We start from the raw sequence: 17,809 nt of genomic DNA, 5'->3' as shown, positions 1-17,809 counted from the left end.
CATGGGACTCGAAGAAAAGCTGCCGAGCGGTTTCCTGCTCACCACCGTCGAGCAGGCCGCGGGCTGGGTACGCAAGGCGTCCGTCTTCCCGGCCACCTTCGGCCTCGCCTGCTGCGCCATCGAGATGATGACCACCGGCGCCGGACGCTACGACCTCGCCCGCTTCGGCATGGAGGTCTTCCGCGGCTCGCCGCGCCAGGCGGACCTGATGATCGTCGCCGGCCGGGTCAGCCAGAAGATGGCGCCCGTCCTGAGGCAGGTCTACGACCAGATGCCCAGCCCCAAGTGGGTGATCTCCATGGGTGTCTGCGCCTCCTCGGGCGGCATGTTCAACAACTACGCGATCGTCCAGGGCGTCGACCACATCGTCCCCGTCGACATCTATCTCCCCGGCTGCCCGCCGCGGCCCGAGATGCTGATCGACGCGATCCTCAAGCTCCACCAGAAGATCCAGTCCTCCAAGCTCGGCGTGAACGCCGAGGAGGCCGCCCGCGAGGCGGAGGAGGCGGCGCTCAAGGCCCTGCCCACGATCGAGATGAAGGGGCTGCTGCGGTGAGCGACGCGAACGGCACCCACGGCGACAACGGGTCCGCGAACGGGGTGAACCCCGAGAAGGACCTCGCCGCCTCCAACCTCCCCGGCCAGCGCGGCGACGGCGGCGAGGAGATCCGCGTCCAGCGCGGCATGTTCGGCGCCGCCAACGGCGGCGACACCTCCGGCTACGGCGGCCTGGTCCGCTCGGTCCGACTCCCGGGACCGGCGACCCGCCCCTACGGCGGCTGGTTCGACGAGGTCGCCGACGAACTGGAAGGCGCCCTGGAGGAACAGGGACTCCTCCCCGGCAACGCCATCGAGAAGACGGTCGTCGACCGCGACGAGCTGACCTTCCACATCGAACGCGAGCACCTGCTCCGCGTCGCCCGCACCCTGCGCGACGACCCGGCCCTGCGCTTCGAGCTGTGCACCGGCGTCAGCGGCGTCCACTACCTGAACGACAAGGGCCGCGAGCTGCACGCCGTCTACCACCTGCGCTCGATCACCCACAACCGGCTGATCCGCCTCGAAGTCAGCGCCCCCGACAGCGACCCGCGCATCCCGTCACTGGTCTCCGTCTATCCGACCAACGACTGGCACGAGCGCGAGACCTACGACTTCTTCGGAATCGTCTTCGAGGGCCACCCGGCCCTGACGCGGATCATGATGCCGGACGACTGGCAGGGCCACCCGCAGCGCAAGGACTACCCCCTCGGCGGCATCCCCGTCGAGTACAAGGGCGCCCAGATCCCGGCTCCGGACCAGCGGAGGTCGTACTCGTGAGCACGCAGTCAGCATCCGCCGCGTCGGCCGCGTCCGCGCGCGAGACCACCGAGGGCACCGTATATACGGTCACCGGTGGCGACTGGGACGAGGTCGTCCAGTCCGCGGCCCGCGCCGACGACGAACGCATCGTCGTCAACATGGGTCCCCAGCACCCGTCCACCCACGGAGTGCTCCGGCTGATCCTGGAGATCGAGGGCGAGACGGTCACCGAGGCCCGCTGCGGCATCGGCTACCTCCACACCGGCATCGAGAAGAACCTCGAATTCCGCACGTGGACGCAGGGCACCACGTTCGTGACGCGCATGGACTACCTGACGTCCTTCTTCAACGAGACCGCGTACTGCCTCGGCGTCGAGAAGCTCCTCGGCATCGAGGACGAGATCACCGAACGTGCCAAGATCATCCGGGTGCTCCTGATGGAGCTGAACCGGATGTCCTCCCACCTGGTGTGCATCGCCACCGGCGGCATGGAGCTGGGCGCCACCACGATCATGATCTACGGATTCCGCGATCGTGAAATGATTCTCGACATCTACGAGCTGGTCACGGGCCTGCGCATGAACCACGCGTACATCCGGCCCGGCGGACTCGCCCAGGACCTGCCGCCCGGCGCGGTGGACCAGATCCGCGAGTTCGTGAAGAAGATGAAGAAGAACCTCCCCGAGTACGACAAGCTCGCCACCGGGAACCCCATCTTCAAGGCCCGCATGCAGGACGTCGGCTACCTCGACCTGGCCGGCTGCATGGCCCTCGGCGCGACCGGCCCGATCCTGCGCTCCACCGGCCTGCCGCACGACCTGCGCAAGTCGCAGCCCTACTGTGACTACGAGACGTACGACTTCGACGTCCCGACCGCCGACACCTGCGACGCCTACGGCCGCTTCCTCGTCCGCCTGGAGGAGATGCGCCAGTCGCTCAGGATCGTCGAGCAGTGCCTCGACCGGCTCCAGCCCGGCCCGGTCATGGTCGCCGACAAGAAGATCGCCTGGCCCGCCCAGCTCGCCCTGGGACCGGACGGCCTCGGCAACTCCCTCGACCACATCAAGAAGATCATGGGCACCTCCATGGAGGCCCTGATCCACCACTTCAAGCTGGTCACCGAGGGCTTCCGCGTCCCGCCGGGACAGGCGTACGCGGCCGTCGAGTCGCCCAAGGGCGAACTCGGGGTGCACGTCGTGTCCGACGGCGGCACCCGCCCCTACCGGGTCCACTTCCGCGACCCGTCCTTCACCAACCTGCAGGCCATGGCGGCGATGTGCGAGGGCGGCCAGGTCGCCGACGTCATCGTCGCCGTCGCGTCCATCGACCCCGTGATGGGAGGCGTCGACCGGTGACCACCTCTTCTTCGGAGCGGGGCGTCAGCCTGGGCATGCCCGAGCTGCCCGCGACCGCCTACCCGGACGACGTCCGGGCCCGCCTGGAGGCGGACGCGCGCGAGGTGATCGCGCGCTACCCGGACTCCCGGTCCGCCCTGCTGCCGCTGCTCCACCTCGTGCAGTCCGAGGAGGGCCACGTCACGCGCACCGGGATGCGGTTCTGCGCGGACATGCTGGACCTGACCACGGCCGAGGTCACCGCGGTCGCCACCTTCTACACCATGTACCGGCGCAGGCCCTCCGGTGACTACCAGGTCGGCGTGTGCACCAACACGCTGTGCGCGGTGATGGGCGGCGACGCGATCTTCGAGACCCTCCAGGAGCACCTGGGTCTCGGCAACGGCGAGACCACCGACGACGGCAAGGTCACCCTGGAGCACATCGAGTGCAACGCGGCCTGCGACTTCGCGCCGGTCGTGATGGTCAACTGGGAGTTCTTCGACAACCAGAGCCCGGCCAGCGCCAAGCGGCTGGTCGACGACCTCCGCGCGGGGCGGCCCGTGGAGCCCACGCGCGGGGCCCGGCTGTGCACGTTCAAGGAGACCGCACGGATCCTGGCCGGCTTCCCCGACGAGCGGCCCGGGGCCGTCGAGGAGAGCGGCAGTGCGGGACCCGCCTCGCTGGTGGGCCTCCGCCTGGCAAGGGGAGAGGCCGCACCCGCGCGCGTGGTCCATCCGCGCGGAGGTCCTCACGAGGATCCGCAGGACAGGGTGCATGAGCCCTCGCCGGCCCAGCACCTCAGTTCCCATGACGCGCCGCAGGAGACATCGGCCTCCGACCCGGCCCACCCGGCAGGGCCCGCCGCCGAGGAGGGGGAGTGATGACCGTGGTACCCGAGGTCAAGGACACGAGCCCGGAGAAGCTGCTCGCACCCGTGCTGTCGGCCTTCTGGGACGAGGACCGGTCCTGGTCGCTGGACGTCTACCGAAGGCACGAAGGGTACGAGGGGCTCCGCAAGGCGCTCGCCATGTCACCGGACGACCTGATCGCGTACGTCAAGGACTCCGGGCTGCGCGGCCGCGGCGGCGCTGGATTCCCCACCGGGATGAAGTGGCAGTTCATTCCGCAGGGAGATGGAAAACCGCACTATCTAGTTGTCAACGCCGACGAGTCGGAGCCGGGCACCTGCAAGGACATCCCGCTCCTCTTCGCGAACCCGCATAGCCTCATCGAGGGCATTGTGATCGCGTGTTATGCCATCAGGTCGTCGCATGCCTTCATTTATCTGCGTGGTGAAGTCGTCCCCGTCCTGCGGCGGTTGCACGAGGCCGTGCGCGAGGCCTACGCGGCGGGCTACCTCGGCGAGAACATCCTGGGCAGCGGACTCGATCTCCACCTCACCGTGCACGCGGGCGCTGGCGCGTACATCTGCGGTGAGGAGACCGCACTGCTCGACTCGCTCGAAGGCCGCCGTGGTCAACCGCGGCTCCGTCCCCCCTTCCCTGCGGTGGAAGGCCTCTATGCCTGTCCCACTGTGGTGAACAACGTCGAGTCGATCGCGTCGGTTCCCGCCATCCTGAAAAACGGCAAGGACTGGTTCAGGTCGATGGGCAGCGAGAAGTCCCCGGGCTTCACGCTCTACTCGCTCAGCGGCCACGTCGCGAGCCCCGGCCAGTACGAGGCCCCGCTCGGCATCACGCTGCGCCAGCTCCTCGACATGAGCGGCGGCATGCGGCCGGGCCACCGCCTGAAGTTCTGGACGCCGGGCGGCTCCTCGACGCCGATGTTCACCGACGAGCACCTCGACGTCCCCCTCGACTACGAGGGCGTCGGCGCCGCCGGCTCCATGCTCGGCACCAAGGCCCTCCAGTGCTTCGACGAGACGACCTGCGTGGTGCGGGCCGTGACCCGCTGGACCGAGTTCTACGCCCACGAGTCCTGCGGCAAGTGCACACCCTGCCGCGAAGGGACCTACTGGCTGGTGCAGTTGCTGCGGGACATCGAGGCCGGCAAGGGCGTCAGGTCCGACCTCGACAAGCTGAACGACATCGCCGACAACATCAACGGCAAGTCGTTCTGCGCCCTCGGCGACGGCGCCGCATCCCCGATCTTCTCCTCGCTGAAGTACTTCCGCGAGGAGTACGAGCAGCACATCACGGGCCGGGGCTGCCCCTTCGACCCGGCCAAGTCGACGGCCTGGGCGGACCGCCCGGAGGTGAACGCATGACCGTGACCACCAGCGCCCCCAGCGGAGGGGGAGAGGCGGCGGTCCCGCCGGAGGACCTCGTCTCGCTGACGATCGACGGCATCGGGATCAGCGTGCCCAAGGGCACCCTGGTCATCCGGGCCGCCGAGCAGCTCGGCATCGAGATCCCGCGGTTCTGCGACCACCCCCTCCTCGCCCCGGCCGGCGCCTGCCGCCAGTGCATCGTCGAGGTCGAGGGCCAGCGCAAGCCGATGGCGTCCTGCACGATCACGTGCACGGACGGCATGGTCGTCAAGACCCACCTCACCTCGCCGGCCGCCGAGAAGGCCCAGCACGGTGTGATGGAGCTGCTGCTCATCAACCACCCGCTGGACTGCCCGGTCTGCGACAAGGGCGGCGAGTGCCCGCTGCAGAACCAGGCGATGTCGCACGGCAACGCCGAGTCCCGCTTCGAAGGCAAGAAGCGGACCTACGAGAAGCCCGTACCGATCTCCACCCAGGTGCTGCTCGACCGCGAGCGGTGCGTGCTGTGCGCCCGCTGCACCCGCTTCTCCAACCAGATCGCGGGCGACCCGATGATCGAGCTGCTCGAACGCGGCGCGCTCCAGCAGGTCGGCACCGGCGAGGGCGACCCGTTCGAGTCGTACTTCTCCGGCAACACCATCCAGATCTGCCCGGTCGGCGCGCTCACCTCGGCCGCCTACCGATTCCGCTCCCGCCCCTTCGACCTCGTCTCCTCGCCGTCGGTCTGCGAGCACTGCTCCGGCGGCTGCGCGACCCGCACCGACCACCGGCGCGGCAAGGTCATGCGGCGGCTCGCCGCCAACGACCCCGAGGTCAACGAGGAGTGGATCTGCGACAAGGGACGCTTCGCGTTCCGGTACGCGCAGGCGAAGGACCGCCTCGACACCCCGCTGGTCCGCAACGCCGAGGGCGTCCTGGAGCCCGCCTCCTGGCCCGAGGCGCTCCAGGCGGCCGCGGCGGGCCTGACCGCCGCCCGCTCCCGGGCCGGCGTCCTCACCGGCGGCCGGCTGACCGTCGAGGACGCGTACGCGTACAGCAAGTTCGCGCGCGTGGCGCTCGACACCAACGACATCGACTTCCGCGCGCGCGTGCACAGCGCCGAGGAGACCGACTTCCTGGCGGCCCAGGTGGCCGGCCGAGGCCGTGACCTCGACGGTACGGGCGTCACGTACACCTCCCTGGAGAAGGCGCCCGCCGTCCTCCTGGCGGGGTTCGAGTCGGAGGAGGAGGCACCCGGCGTCTTCCTGCGGCTGCGCAAGGCCTGGCGCAACCACAAGCAGCAGGTGTTCGCGCTGGCCACGCACGCCACCCGGGGCCTGGAGAAGGCGGGCGGCACGCTGCTGCCGGCCGCTCCGGGCACCGAGACGGAGTGGCTGGACGCCCTCGCGAGCGGCACCGGCCTGGAGGAGCCCGGCACCCGCGCCGCCGAGGCCCTGCGGGCTGAGGGCGCGGTCATCGTCGTGGGAGAGCGGCTGGCCGCCGTCGCGGGCGGCCTCACCGCCGCGCTGCGTGCCGCGGCCGCGACCGGCGCCGAGCTGGTGTGGATCCCCCGCCGGGCCGGTGAGCGCGGCGCCGTCGAGGCGGGCGCGCTGCCCTCGCTGCTGCCGGGCGGCCGTCCGGCGACCGACCCGCGCGCGCGGGAGGAGGTCGCCGCCGCCTGGGGGCTCGCCGAACTCCCGCCGCGCTACGGCCGCGACACCCACCAGATCGTCGAGGCCGCCGCCACCGGAGAGATCTCCGCGCTGGTGGTCGCCGGTGTGGAGGTCGCCGACCTGCCCGATCCGGCACGCGCGCGCGAGGCGATGCGGAGCGTCGGCTTCCTGGTGTCGCTGGAGCTGCGGCCCAGCGAGGTCACCGAGCACGCCGATGTCGTCCTGCCGGTGGCCGCGGCCGCCGAGAAGGCGGGCACCTTCCTCAACTGGGAGGGCCGTGTGCGCTTCTTCGAGGCCGCGCTCAAACCCGACCAGATGACCCGCCGGCTCGCGCCGACCGACGCGCGCGTGCTGCAGATGCTCGCCGACGCCATGGACGTCCACCTGGGCCTGCCGGATCTGCGCACCACACGCGCGGAGATCGACCGGCTCGGCCCCTGGGCCGGCGCCCGGGCCTCCGGCCCCGTGGAGTCCGCGGGCGTGCTGCCCCGCCCGGCCGTCGGCGAGGCCGTACTCGCCGGACACCGGCTCCTGCTCGACCAGGGCGTCCTCCAGGAGGGCGACGAGGCGCTCGCTGGTACCCGGCACGCCGCACGCGCGCGCGTGTCCGCCGCCACGGCCGCCGAGGCGGGCGTCGCGAACGGCGAAGCGCTGGCCGTCACCGGTCCCGCGGGCTCGGTCGAGCTGCCCCTTCAGATCACCGAGATGCCGGACCGCGTGGTCTGGCTCCCGCTGAACTCCGCGGGTGCCGGAGTCGGCTCCGGCACCGGAGCGCAGCCGGGCTCCCTCGTCCGTATCGGCCCGGCGGCAGTGGCCGACGAAGCCCCCAAGGAGGTGGAGGCATGAACGCGTACCTGGCCGCCGAAGACCTCTCGCTGTTCGGCCGCGACCCCTGGTGGCTGGTCGTCGTCAAGGCGGTGTTCTGCTTCGCCTTCCTGATGGTGACCGTGCTGTTCTCCATCGTCTGGGAACGCAAGGTCGTCGCGTGGATGCAGCTGCGCATCGGCCCGAACCGGCACGGCCCCTGGGGGATGCTCCAGTCGCTCGCCGACGGCGTGAAGCTGATGCTCAAGGAAGACCTCGTCGTCAAGCGCGCGGACAAGGCGGTCTACATCCTCGCGCCGATCGTCGCGGCCATTCCGGCCTTCATGGCGATCGCGGTGATCCCGTTCGGGCCGGCCGGCAACGAGATCTCGATCTTCGGCCACCGCACCACGATGCAGCTCACCGACCTGCCGATCGCGATGCTCTACATCCTCGCGGTCGCCTCGGTCGGCATCTACGGCATCGTGCTGGCGGGCTGGAGCTCGGGATCCACCTATCCGCTCCTGGGCGGCCTGCGCTCCTGCGCGCAGATGATCTCCTACGAGATCGCCATGGGCGCCGCGTTCGCCTCGGTGTTCCTCTACTCGGGGTCGATGTCGACGTCCACGATCGTCGAGCACCAGCACGACCGCTGGTACATCCTGCTGCTGCCGGTCTCCTTCATCCTCTACGTCATCACGATGGTCGGCGAGACCAACCGCGCCCCCTTCGACATGCCGGAGTCCGAGGGCGACCTGGTCGGCGGCTTCAACACCGAGTACTCGTCGATCAAGTTCGCGATGTTCATGCTCGCCGAGTACGTCAACATGGTGACGGTCTCCGCCGTCTCGGCCACCCTGTTCCTCGGCGGCTGGCGTGCCCCCTGGCCGATCAGCAGCTTCTGGGAGGGCGCGAACCACGGCTGGTGGCCCCTGCTCTGGTTCGTCATCAAGGTCCAGCTGCTGCTGTTCTTCTTCATCTGGCTGCGCGGCACGCTCCCGCGGGTCCGCTACGACCAGCTGATGAAGCTCGGCTGGAAGGTCCTCATCCCGGTCTCCGTGACCTGGCTGATGCTGGTCGCGACCGTCCGCGCGCTGCGCAACGAGAACTACGACTTCGCCGACATCGCCCTCTACGTCGGCGGCGGTGTCCTCGCCCTGCTGCTGATCTCCTTCGTCGCCGACATGTTCCGCGAGAAGAACAGGACGGCCGCGCAGCCCGCCGCCCAGCAGCCGGACTTCGACCCGCTGGCGGGCGGATTCCCCGTACCGCCGCTGCCCGGACAGGAGCTGCCGCCGGTGCCGAGGCGCCGCTCGCACCGCGAGCGGGAGCTGATTGTCAGTGGTGGACCGGACACTGTCAGTGACGGATCTTCGGATGGAAAGGAGGCGTCCGATGGCTGAGGAGCCTCAGGAGTCCGGGTCGACCAAGCCCGGCTTCCAGAACCCCGTGGCCGGCTTCGGCGTGACCTTCAAGGCCATGTTCAAGAAGCGGCTGACCGAGCAGTACCCGGAGCAGAAGAAGACCACAGCCCCGCGGTTCCACGGACGGCACCAGCTCAACCGCCATCCGGACGGCCTGGAGAAGTGCGTCGGCTGCGAGCTGTGCGCCTGGGCCTGCCCCGCCGACGCCATCTACGTGGAGGGCGCCGACAACACCGACGAGGAACGCTACTCGCCGGGCGAGCGGTACGGCCGCGTCTACCAGATCAACTACGCCCGCTGCATCCTGTGCGGACTGTGCATCGAGGCGTGCCCCACGCGCGCGCTGACGATGACGAACGAGTTCGAGCTGGCCGACTCCAGCCGCGCCAACCTCATCTACACCAAGGAGCAGCTGCTCGCCGGCCTCGAGGACGGCATGGTCGACACGCCGCACGCGATCTTCCCGGGGACCGACGAACAGGACTACTACCGCGGCCTGGTGACCCAGGCCGCGCCGGGCACCGTGCCGCAGGTGGCCGTGTCCAAAGGGGAGAACCCAGAGGACCAGGAGGTGGACGCATGAGCGCGCAGCTCGCCGCCTACACGACCTCCACCGGTGAGGCCTTCCAGTTCTGGGTCCTCGGCACCATCGCGGTGATCGGCGCCCTGTGCACCGTCTTCATGCGGAAGTCCGTGCACAGCGCGCTCTGCCTCGCCGGCACCATGATCGTCCTGGCGGTGTTCTACCTCGCCAACGGTGCCTACTTCCTCGGGATCGTGCAGATCGTCGTCTACACCGGCGCGATCATGATGCTGTTCCTGTTCGTGGTGATGCTCGTCGGCGTCACGGCGGCGGACTCCCTGAAGGAGACCATCAAGGGCCAGCGCTGGCTGGCCCTTGTGTGCGGGGTCGGCTTCGGGGTCCTGCTGTTCGCCGGCATCGGCCACGCCTCGCTGACGGAGTTCACCGGCACCGGCCAGGCGAACGCGAACGGCAACGTCGAGGGCCTCGCGGCCCTCATCTTCACGAAGTACGTCTTCGCCTTCGAAATCACCGGCGCGCTGCTCATCACGGCCGCCGTCGGTGCCATGGTGCTCACCCACCGCGAGCGCACGGAGCGCGCCAAGACCCAGCGCGAGCTGTCCGAGCAGCGCATCCGCGAAGGCGTGCACATCCCGCCGCTGCCCGCCCCCGGTGTCTACGCCCGGCACAACGCCGTGGACATCGCGGGCCTGCTGCCCGACGGCACCCCGTCCGAGCTGACCGTCAGCAAGACGCTGCGCGACCGCGGCCAGATCCGTGACGTGTCCGCCGAGGCGATGAACGACCTACGGGCGCTGGAACAGCGCGCGGAGGAGCGCCTGGAGCGTACGGCGGTCGAGCCGGAGACGTTCAAGCGGCCCGAGGAGGCGTCGAAGTGAACCCGGTCAACTACCTCTACCTCGCCGCCCTGCTGTTCACGATCGGCGCGACCGGCGTCCTCGTCCGGCGCAACGCCATCGTGGTCTTCATGTGCATCGAGCTGATGCTGAACGCCTGCAACCTCGCGTTCGTCACCTTCTCCCGGATGCACGGCAACCTCGACGGCCAGATCATCGCCTTCTTCACGATGGTCGTCGCCGCCGCGGAGGTCGTGGTGGGCCTCGCGATCATCGTGTCGCTGTTCCGTACCCGCCACTCGGCCTCGGTCGACGACGCCAGCCTGATGAAGCTGTAAGGGGTCGGAAGAATCGTGGAGAACCTCATCGCGCTGCTCATCGCGGCGCCCCTGCTCGGAGCGGCCGTCCTGCTGGTCGGAGGCCGGCACCTGGACCGTGTCGGCCACTGGATCGGCACGCTCCTGTCGACCGCCTCGTTCGTCTTCGGCGTCATCCTCTTCGTCGACCTGCTCGGCAACGACGCCGAACACCGCACGCTCGTCAAGCACCTGTTCAGCTGGATCCCGGTGGCCGGCTTCCAGGCGGACGTCACCTTCCGCCTCGACCAGCTGTCGATGACCTTCGTCCTGCTCATCACGGGTGTCGGCTCGCTGATCCACCTGTACTCGGTCGGGTACATGGAGCACGACGAGCGGCGCCGCCGCTTCTTCGGCTATCTGAACCTGTTCCTCGCGGCCATGCTGCTGCTCGTCCTCGCCGACAACTACCTGCTGCTGTACGTCGGCTGGGAGGGCGTCGGCCTCGCCTCGTACCTGCTGATCGGCTTCTGGCAGCACAAGCCGAGCGCCGCCACGGCCGCGAAGAAGGCATTCCTGGTCAACCGCGTCGGCGACATGGGCCTGTCGATCGCGATCATGCTGATGTTCACCACCTTCGGCAGCTTCGCCTTCGGCCCCGTCTTCAGCCACACCGGTGACGCCTCCGAGGGCAAGCTCACCGCGATCGGGCTGATGCTGCTGCTCGCCGCCTGCGGCAAGTCCGCCCAGGTGCCGCTGCAGTCCTGGCTCGGGGACGCCATGGAGGGCCCGACCCCGGTCTCGGCCCTGATCCACGCGGCGACGATGGTGACCGCCGGCGTCTACCTGATCGTCCGCTCCGCCGCCGTCTTCAACGCCGCGCCCGACGCCCAGCTGGTCGTCACCGTCGTCGGCGCGGTCACGCTCCTGTTCGGTGCGATCGTCGGTTGCGCCAAGGACGACATCAAGAAGGCACTGGCCGGCTCGACCATGTCGCAGATCGGCTACATGGTGCTGGCCGCGGGCCTCGGCCCCATCGGGTACGTCTTCGCGATCATGCACCTGGTGACGCACGGCTTCTTCAAGGCCGGGCTCTTCCTCGGTGCCGGTTCGGTCATGCACGGCATGAACGACGAGGTCGACATGCGCAGGTACGGCGGGCTGCGCACGTACATGCCCGTCACGTTCATCACCTTCGGTCTCGGCTATCTCGCGATCATCGGCTTCCCCGGTCTGTCCGGCTTCTTCTCCAAGGACAAGATCATCGAGGCGGCGTTCGCCAAGGGCGGCACCGAGGGCTGGATCCTCGGCGGCGCGGCCCTGCTCGGCGCGGCCATCACCGCCTTCTACATGACGCGCGTGATGCTGATGACGTTCTTCGGCGAGAAGCGCTGGCAGCCCGACGCGAACGGCAACGAACCGCACCCGCACGAGTCCCCGAAGGTCATGACGATCCCCATGATCGTGCTGGCCGTCGGCTCCGTCTTCGGCGGTGCCTTCTTCAGCATCGGCGACCGCTTCCTGCACTGGCTGGAGCCGGTCACCGGGCACCAGGAGGGCGACTCCCCGCTCAGCGCGGCGACGGTCACCGGCGCCACCATGGTGTGCCTGCTCATCGGCGTCGCCATCGCGTGGGCCCAGTACGGCCGCAAGCCCGTCCCGGCCGTCGCCCCGCGCGGTTCGCTGCTCACCCGCGCGGCCCGCCGTGACCTGCTCCAGGACGACTTCAACCATGTGGTCCTGGTGCGCGGCGGCGAGCACCTGACGCGCTCCCTCGTGTACGTCGACCACACCCTGGTCGACGGTGTCGTCAACGGGACGGCGGCCGGCTTCGGCGGCCTGTCCGGACGGCTGCGCCGACTCCAGAACGGCTTCGCCCGCTCCTACGCGGTCTCGATGTTCGGCGGTGCGGCACTCCTGGTCGCCGCGACCCTGCTGATGAGGGCGGTCTGATACCGATGTCGTTTCCTCTACTCACAGCGACGGCGGTGCTCCCGGCCCTCGGGGCCGTCGCCACGGCCGCCGTACCGGCCGCCCGGCGCACCGCCGCCAAATGGCTGGCGCTGATCGTCTCGCTCGCCACGCTCGCCCTGGCGGTCACCGTCCTGGTCCGCTTCGACCCGGGCGGCTCCCGCTACCAGCTCACCGAGTCCCACGCCTGGATCAAGGACTTCGGCGTCAGGTACGAACTGGGCGTCGACGGCATCGCGGTGGCGCTGATCGCGCTGACCGCCGTACTGATGCCGTTCATCATCCTCGCGGGCTGGCACGACGCCGACCCGCTGGAGACCGGGAGCCGCCGCTGGCGGCCCACCCAGGGCTTCTTCGCGCTGATCCTCGCGGTCGAGGCGATGGTGATCATCTCGTTCGAGGCCACCGACGTCTTCCTCTTCTACATCTTCTTCGAAGCCATGCTGATCCCGATGTACTTCCTCATCGGCGGCTTCGGGGACCGTGCCCACGCGCACGGCGAGGAGACGGCCGCCACGCAGCGGTCGTACGCCGCGGTGAAGTTCCTGCTCTACAACCTGGTCGGCGGCCTGATCATGCTCGCCGCGGTGATCGGCCTCTACGTGGTGGCCGGGAACTTCAGCCTCCAGGAGATCGCCCAGGCCCGCGCGAGCGGCTCCCTGCACATGGCGACCAGCACCGAACGCTGGCTGTTCCTCGGCTTCTTCTTCGCCTTCGCGGTGAAGGCGCCGCTGTGGCCGCTGCACACCTGGCTGCCCAACGCCATGCAGGAGTCCACGGCACCGGTCGCCGTGCTCATCACCGCGGTCGTCGACAAGGTGGGCACGTTCGCGATGCTCCGCTTCTGCCTCCAGCTGTTCCCGGAGGCCAGCAAGTGGGCGACGCCCGTGATCCTCGTACTGGCGCTGATCAGCATCGTCTACGGCGCGCTGCTCGCCGTCGGCCAGCGGGACATCAAGCGCCTGGTGGCCTACGCGTCGATCTCGCACTTCGGCTTCATCGTCATGGGTATCTTCGCGATGACCAGCCAGGGCCAGTCCGGAGCCACGCTCTACATGGTCAACCACGGCATCTCCACGGCCGCGCTGATGCTGGTCGCCGGCTTCCTGATCTCCCGGCGCGGCTCGCGGCTCATCGCCGACTACGGAGGCGTGCAGAAGGTGGCCCCGGTGCTCGCCGGCACCTTCCTGATCGGCGGCCTCGCCACCCTGTCGCTGCCCGGACTCGCGCCGTTCGTGAGCGAGTTCCTGGTCCTGGTCGGCACGTTCGCGCGCTACCCGGCGATCGGCGTCATCGCCACCTTCGGCATCGTCCTCGCCGCGCTCTACACCCTCGTCCTGTACCAGCGGACGATGACGGGCCCGGTGAAGCCGGAGGTCTCCGCGATGCCCGACCTCCGCGCGCGCGAGCTGGTCGTCGTGGCCCCGTTGATCGTGCTGCTGATCTTCCTGGGCGTCTATCCGAAGCCCGTCACGGACATCGTCAATCCGGCGGTCAAGCAGACCATGTCCGACGTACACAAGAAGGACCCCAAGCCCGAGGTGGAGGCGGCCAAGTGAGCGCAGCAGCTGTCCACAGCCTGTGGACAACGGCGGCCGAACCGATCTCGAAGATCGACGCGCCGAAGATCGAATACGGACAATTGTCGCCGACGCTGATCGTCGTCGGTGCGGCGCTGGTCGGGGTGCTCGTCGAGGCCTTCGTGCCGCGCAGGGCCCGCTACTACACGCAGGTGTTCGTGTCCGTCGTAGCCCTGTGCGCCGCGTTCGCCGCGGTCATCGCACTCGCGGCCGACGGATTCGGCACCACGAAGTCGCATGTCGCGGCCATGGGCGCGATCGCGGTCGACGGGCCGGCCCTCTTCCTGCAGGGCACGATCCTGCTGGCCGGCCTGGTCAGCCTGTTCACCTTCGCCGAACGGCGCCTGGACCCGGCGGCGCACGGCAACCGGGTCGACTCCTTCGCGGCGCAGGCCGCCTCGGTACCCGGCAGCGACAGCGAGAAGGCCGCGGTGAAGGCGGGCTTCACCACCACCGAGGTCTTCCCGCTGCTGCTCTTCGCGATCGGCGGCATGCTGGTCTTCCCCTCGGCCAACGACCTGCTGACGCTGTTCGTGGCCCTGGAGGTCTTCTCCCTGCCGCTGTACCTGCTGTGCGCGCTGGCCCGCCGCAAACGGCTCATGTCGCAGGAGGCCGCCGTCAAGTACTTCCTGCTGGGCGCGTTCGCCTCGGCGTTCACCCTGTTCGGCATCGCCCTGCTGTACGGCTACGCGGGCTCGGTGTCGTACGCGCGCATCGCCCAGGTCGTCGACGGCACGGCCACCAACATCGACCCGGCCCTCGCCGGCACCATGGGCAACGACGCGCTGCTGCTGATCGGCGGCGCCATGCTCGTGATGGGCCTGCTGTTCAAGGTGGGCGCGGTGCCGTTCCACATGTGGACCCCCGACGTCTACCAGGGCGCACCCACCCCGGTGACCGGCTTCATGGCGGCGGCGACGAAGGTGGCCGCGTTCGGCGCGCTGCTGCGTCTGCTCTACGTCGTCCTGCCCGGGCTGCGCTGGGACTGGCGGCCGGTCATGTGGGCGGTGGCGATCATCACCATGCTGGGCGGTGCGATCGTCGCCATCACGCAGACCGACATCAAGCGGCTGCTCGCGTACTCGTCCATCGCGCACGCCGGATTCATCCTCGCGGGTGTCATCGCCACGTCGAAGGACGGCGTGTCGTCCGTCCTCTTCTACCTGGCGGGCTACTCCTTCGTGACCATCGGCGCGTTCGCGGTGGTCACGCTGGTGCGGGACGCGGGCGGCGAGGCGACCCACCTGTCCAAGTGGGCGGGCCTCGGCCGGCGCTCGCCGCTGGTGGCGGCCGTGTTCGCGGTGTTCCTGCTGGCCTTCGCCGGTATCCCGCTGACCTCCGGGTTCTCCGGGAAGTTCGCCGTGTTCAAGGCGGCGGCGGACGGCGGGGCGGTTCCGCTGGTCGTGGTCGGTGTGATCTCCTCGGCCATCGCCGCGTTCTTCTACATCCGCGTGATCGTGCTGATGTTCTTCAGCGAGCCGCGGCCGGAGGGCCCGACCGTCGCCGTGCCGTCACCGCTGACGACGATCGCGATCGCCGTGGGCGTGGCGGTGACACTGGTCCTCGGCGTGGCGCCCCAGTACTTCCTGGACCTGGCGAGCCAGGCAGGAGTGTTCGTGCGCTGACGCCCCCCTCGTGCACCCCGCTGCCCGGCACCCCGTCCTGAGGGGGCCGGGCGGCGGCGTGCGAGGGGCGAACGGAGATCGGGTTCGTGGCGTGGAGCGGCCGGCGAGCCTGTGGATAACTCCGAGGCTGTCGGTCCGGGCCCCTATGGTGGATGCAGCGGTCGAGAGACGACACACGGGGGACCGACGGGGGCAAGGACGATGGGCGTGACGGGCGTGACGGGCGGGATCAGCGAGATGCCACAGGTGACCGAGGGACCGGGCGTGACCGACAGCGAGGCGCTGGCCACGTTGCACCGCGTCTTCGGATACGACGCCTTCCGGGGCGAGCAGCAGGCGATCATCGAGCATGTGGTGGCGGGCGGCGACGCCCTCGTCCTCATGCCGACCGGCGGCGGCAAGTCGCTGTGCTACCAGATCCCGGCCCTGGTCAGGCCCGGCACCGGCGTGGTGATCTCCCCGCTGATCGCCCTCATGCAGGACCAGGTCGACGCCCTGCGCGCCGTCGGCGTCCGCGCCGGCTTCATCAACTCCACGCAGGACTTCGACGAGCGGCGCATGGTCGAGGCCGAGTTCCTGGCCGGTGAGCTCGACCTGCTCTACCTGGCCCCGGAGCGGCTGCGCCTGGACAGCTCGCTGGACCTCCTCTCCCGCGGCAAGATCTCCGTCTTCGCGATCGACGAGGCGCACTGCGTGTCCCAGTGGGGCCACGACTTCCGCCCCGACTACCTCGCCCTGTCCCTGCTCGGCGAGCGCTGGCCGGACGTCCCGCGGATCGCCCTCACCGCCACGGCCACCCGCGCCACCCACCAGGAGATCACCGAGCGGCTGAAGCTGCCGGCGGCCCGCCACTTCGTCGCCAGCTTCGACCGGCCCAACATCCAGTACCGGATCGTGCCCAAGGCCGACCCGAAAAAGCAGCTGCTCGCCTTCCTGCGGGAGGAGCACGCGGGCGACGCCGGCATCGTGTACTGCCTCTCGCGCAACTCGGTGGAGCGCACGGCGGAGTTCCTGACCGCCAACGGCATCCAGGCGGTGCCGTACCACGCCGGTCTGGAGGCGGCCACGCGCGCGGAGCACCAGTCCCGGTTCCTGCGCGAGGAGGGCCTGGTCGTCGTGGCGACCATCGCCTTCGGCATGGGCATCGACAAGCCGGACGTGCGCTTCGTCGCCCACCTGGACCTGCCCAAGTCGATCGAGGGCTACTACCAGGAGACCGGCCGGGCGGGCCGCGACGGCTCACCGTCCACGGCCTGGATGGCGTACGGCCTGAACGACGTCGTACAGCAGCGCAAGCTGATCCAGTCCGGCGAGGGCGACGAGGCGCACCGCCGCCGGGCCGCCGCCCACCTCGACGCCATGCTCGCGCTGTGCGAGACCGTCCAGTGCCGCCGCGGCCAGCTGCTCGCCTACTTCGGCCAGGACCCCGACCCCGCGGGCTGCGGCAACTGCGACACGTGCCTCGCCCCGCCGGAGACCTGGGACGGCACGGTCGCCGCGCAGAAGGTGCTGTCCACGGTGGTCCGCCTGCAGCGGGAGCGCGGTCAGAAGTTCGGCGCGATCCAGATCGTCGACATCCTGCTCGGCAAGCGCACCGGCAAGGTGATCCAGTTCGACCACGACCAGCTGTCCGTCTTCGGCATCGGCCAGGACCTCACCGAGGGCGAGTGGCGCGGCGCGATCCGGCAGCTGCTCGCCCAGGGGCTGCTCGCGGTCGAAGGGGAGTACGGCACGCTGGCGCTCACCGAGACGAGCGGCTCGGTGCTGCGGAACGAGCGAGAGGTGCCGCTGCGCAAGGAGCCGAAGAAGCCGGCCGCCTCCCGGTCGCGGTCCGGCGGCGCCGGAGGCGAGCGCAAGGCCAAGGCCGCCGCGGCCGAACTGCCCGACGAGCTGCTCCCCGCCTTCGAGGCCCTGCGCGCCTGGCGTGCCGAGCAGGCCCGGGAACAGGGCGTCCCGGCGTACGTCATCTTCCACGACGCCACGCTCCGGGAGATCGTGGCCCGGCGGCCCGGCTCGGTGCGGGACCTGGGCACGGTGAGCGGTGTCGGCGAGAAGAAGCTGGCGACGTACGGGGAAGGGGTGCTCCAGGTGCTGGCCTCCCTGGACGGGACGGCCGCCCCGGCCGCCACGGAGGACGCCCCGGACGCCGACTGGCCCGAGCCCTCGGACGAGCCGGAGCCGGAGGACTGGATATAGCCCGGCCGGCCCCGG

The 17,809-nt window shown here is 69.8% G+C and carries 14 protein-coding genes; all 14 read left to right on the top strand.

Annotated elements, in window-relative coordinates; translation table 11 throughout:
• Position 1 precedes the first annotated feature (1 nt).
• The 14 genes from ACF073_RS04060 (at position 2) to recQ (ending at position 17,794) form a co-directional block, all read left to right on the top strand.
• The gene (locus ACF073_RS04060; protein ID WP_392066633.1) at positions 2-556 is read left to right on the top strand and encodes a NuoB/complex I 20 kDa subunit family protein; all 555 of its coding nucleotides are present in this window, start codon (positions 2-4) and stop codon (positions 554-556) included.
• Positions 553-1,317, top strand: coding sequence for an NADH-quinone oxidoreductase subunit C (locus tag ACF073_RS04055; RefSeq protein WP_392066631.1), 765 nt, complete (start codon positions 553-555; stop codon positions 1,315-1,317). Before ACF073_RS04060 ends, ACF073_RS04055 begins: the two co-directional genes overlap by 4 nt.
• Entirely contained in the window at positions 1,314-2,654 is a 1,341-nt protein-coding gene (locus tag ACF073_RS04050) for an NADH-quinone oxidoreductase subunit D (RefSeq protein ID WP_392066629.1), read from the top strand. Before ACF073_RS04055 ends, ACF073_RS04050 begins: the two co-directional genes overlap by 4 nt.
• Positions 2,651-3,517 carry an NADH-quinone oxidoreductase subunit NuoE gene (nuoE, locus tag ACF073_RS04045; RefSeq protein WP_392066627.1) on the top strand — a complete coding sequence of 289 codons (867 nt, stop codon included), beginning with the start codon at positions 2,651-2,653 and terminating at the stop codon, positions 3,515-3,517. Before ACF073_RS04050 ends, nuoE begins: the two co-directional genes overlap by 4 nt.
• Positions 3,517-4,863, top strand: a complete 1,347-nt coding sequence (gene nuoF / locus ACF073_RS04040) for an NADH-quinone oxidoreductase subunit NuoF (RefSeq protein WP_392066625.1) — start codon at positions 3,517-3,519, stop codon at positions 4,861-4,863. Before nuoE ends, nuoF begins: the two co-directional genes overlap by 1 nt.
• Complete coding sequence (locus ACF073_RS04035) at positions 4,860-7,364, top strand: NADH-quinone oxidoreductase subunit G (protein ID WP_392066623.1); 2,505 nt, start codon at positions 4,860-4,862, stop codon at positions 7,362-7,364. Before nuoF ends, ACF073_RS04035 begins: the two co-directional genes overlap by 4 nt.
• Positions 7,361-8,725: an NADH-quinone oxidoreductase subunit NuoH gene (nuoH, locus tag ACF073_RS04030; protein WP_392066621.1), complete on the top strand. Its 1,365-nt coding sequence runs from the start codon at positions 7,361-7,363 to the stop codon at positions 8,723-8,725. The genes ACF073_RS04035 and nuoH overlap by 4 nt, the downstream gene beginning before the upstream one ends.
• A complete protein-coding gene (gene nuoI, locus ACF073_RS04025; protein ID WP_392066619.1) occupies positions 8,718-9,329 on the top strand; it encodes an NADH-quinone oxidoreductase subunit NuoI in 612 nt (203 codons plus the stop codon). Before nuoH ends, nuoI begins: the two co-directional genes overlap by 8 nt.
• Entirely contained in the window at positions 9,326-10,168 is an 843-nt protein-coding gene (locus tag ACF073_RS04020) for an NADH-quinone oxidoreductase subunit J (RefSeq protein WP_392066617.1), read from the top strand. The genes nuoI and ACF073_RS04020 overlap by 4 nt, the downstream gene beginning before the upstream one ends.
• On the top strand, positions 10,165-10,464 hold the full coding sequence (gene nuoK / locus ACF073_RS04015) for an NADH-quinone oxidoreductase subunit NuoK (protein WP_392066615.1): 300 nt from the start codon (positions 10,165-10,167) through the stop codon (positions 10,462-10,464). The genes ACF073_RS04020 and nuoK overlap by 4 nt, the downstream gene beginning before the upstream one ends.
• 15 nt (positions 10,465-10,479) lie before the next feature.
• Positions 10,480-12,375, top strand: coding sequence for an NADH-quinone oxidoreductase subunit L (gene nuoL, locus ACF073_RS04010; RefSeq protein WP_392066613.1), 1,896 nt, complete (start codon positions 10,480-10,482; stop codon positions 12,373-12,375).
• Positions 12,376-12,380: 5 nt separating this feature from the next.
• Entirely contained in the window at positions 12,381-13,952 is a 1,572-nt protein-coding gene (locus tag ACF073_RS04005) for an NADH-quinone oxidoreductase subunit M (RefSeq protein WP_392066611.1), read from the top strand.
• Complete coding sequence (gene nuoN / locus ACF073_RS04000) at positions 13,949-15,598, top strand: NADH-quinone oxidoreductase subunit NuoN (protein ID WP_392066609.1); 1,650 nt, start codon at positions 13,949-13,951, stop codon at positions 15,596-15,598. The genes ACF073_RS04005 and nuoN overlap by 4 nt, the downstream gene beginning before the upstream one ends.
• Positions 15,599-15,799: 201 nt before the next feature.
• Positions 15,800-17,794 carry a DNA helicase RecQ gene (recQ, locus tag ACF073_RS03995; RefSeq protein WP_392066607.1) on the top strand — a complete coding sequence of 665 codons (1,995 nt, stop codon included), beginning with the start codon at positions 15,800-15,802 and terminating at the stop codon, positions 17,792-17,794.
• Positions 17,795-17,809 lie beyond the last annotated feature (15 nt).

Source organism: Streptomyces sp. NPDC015171, assembly GCF_043079545.1.
Classification (GTDB): domain Bacteria; phylum Actinomycetota; class Actinomycetes; order Streptomycetales; family Streptomycetaceae; genus Streptomyces.
This window is presented reverse-complemented; position numbering and strand designations above follow the sequence as displayed.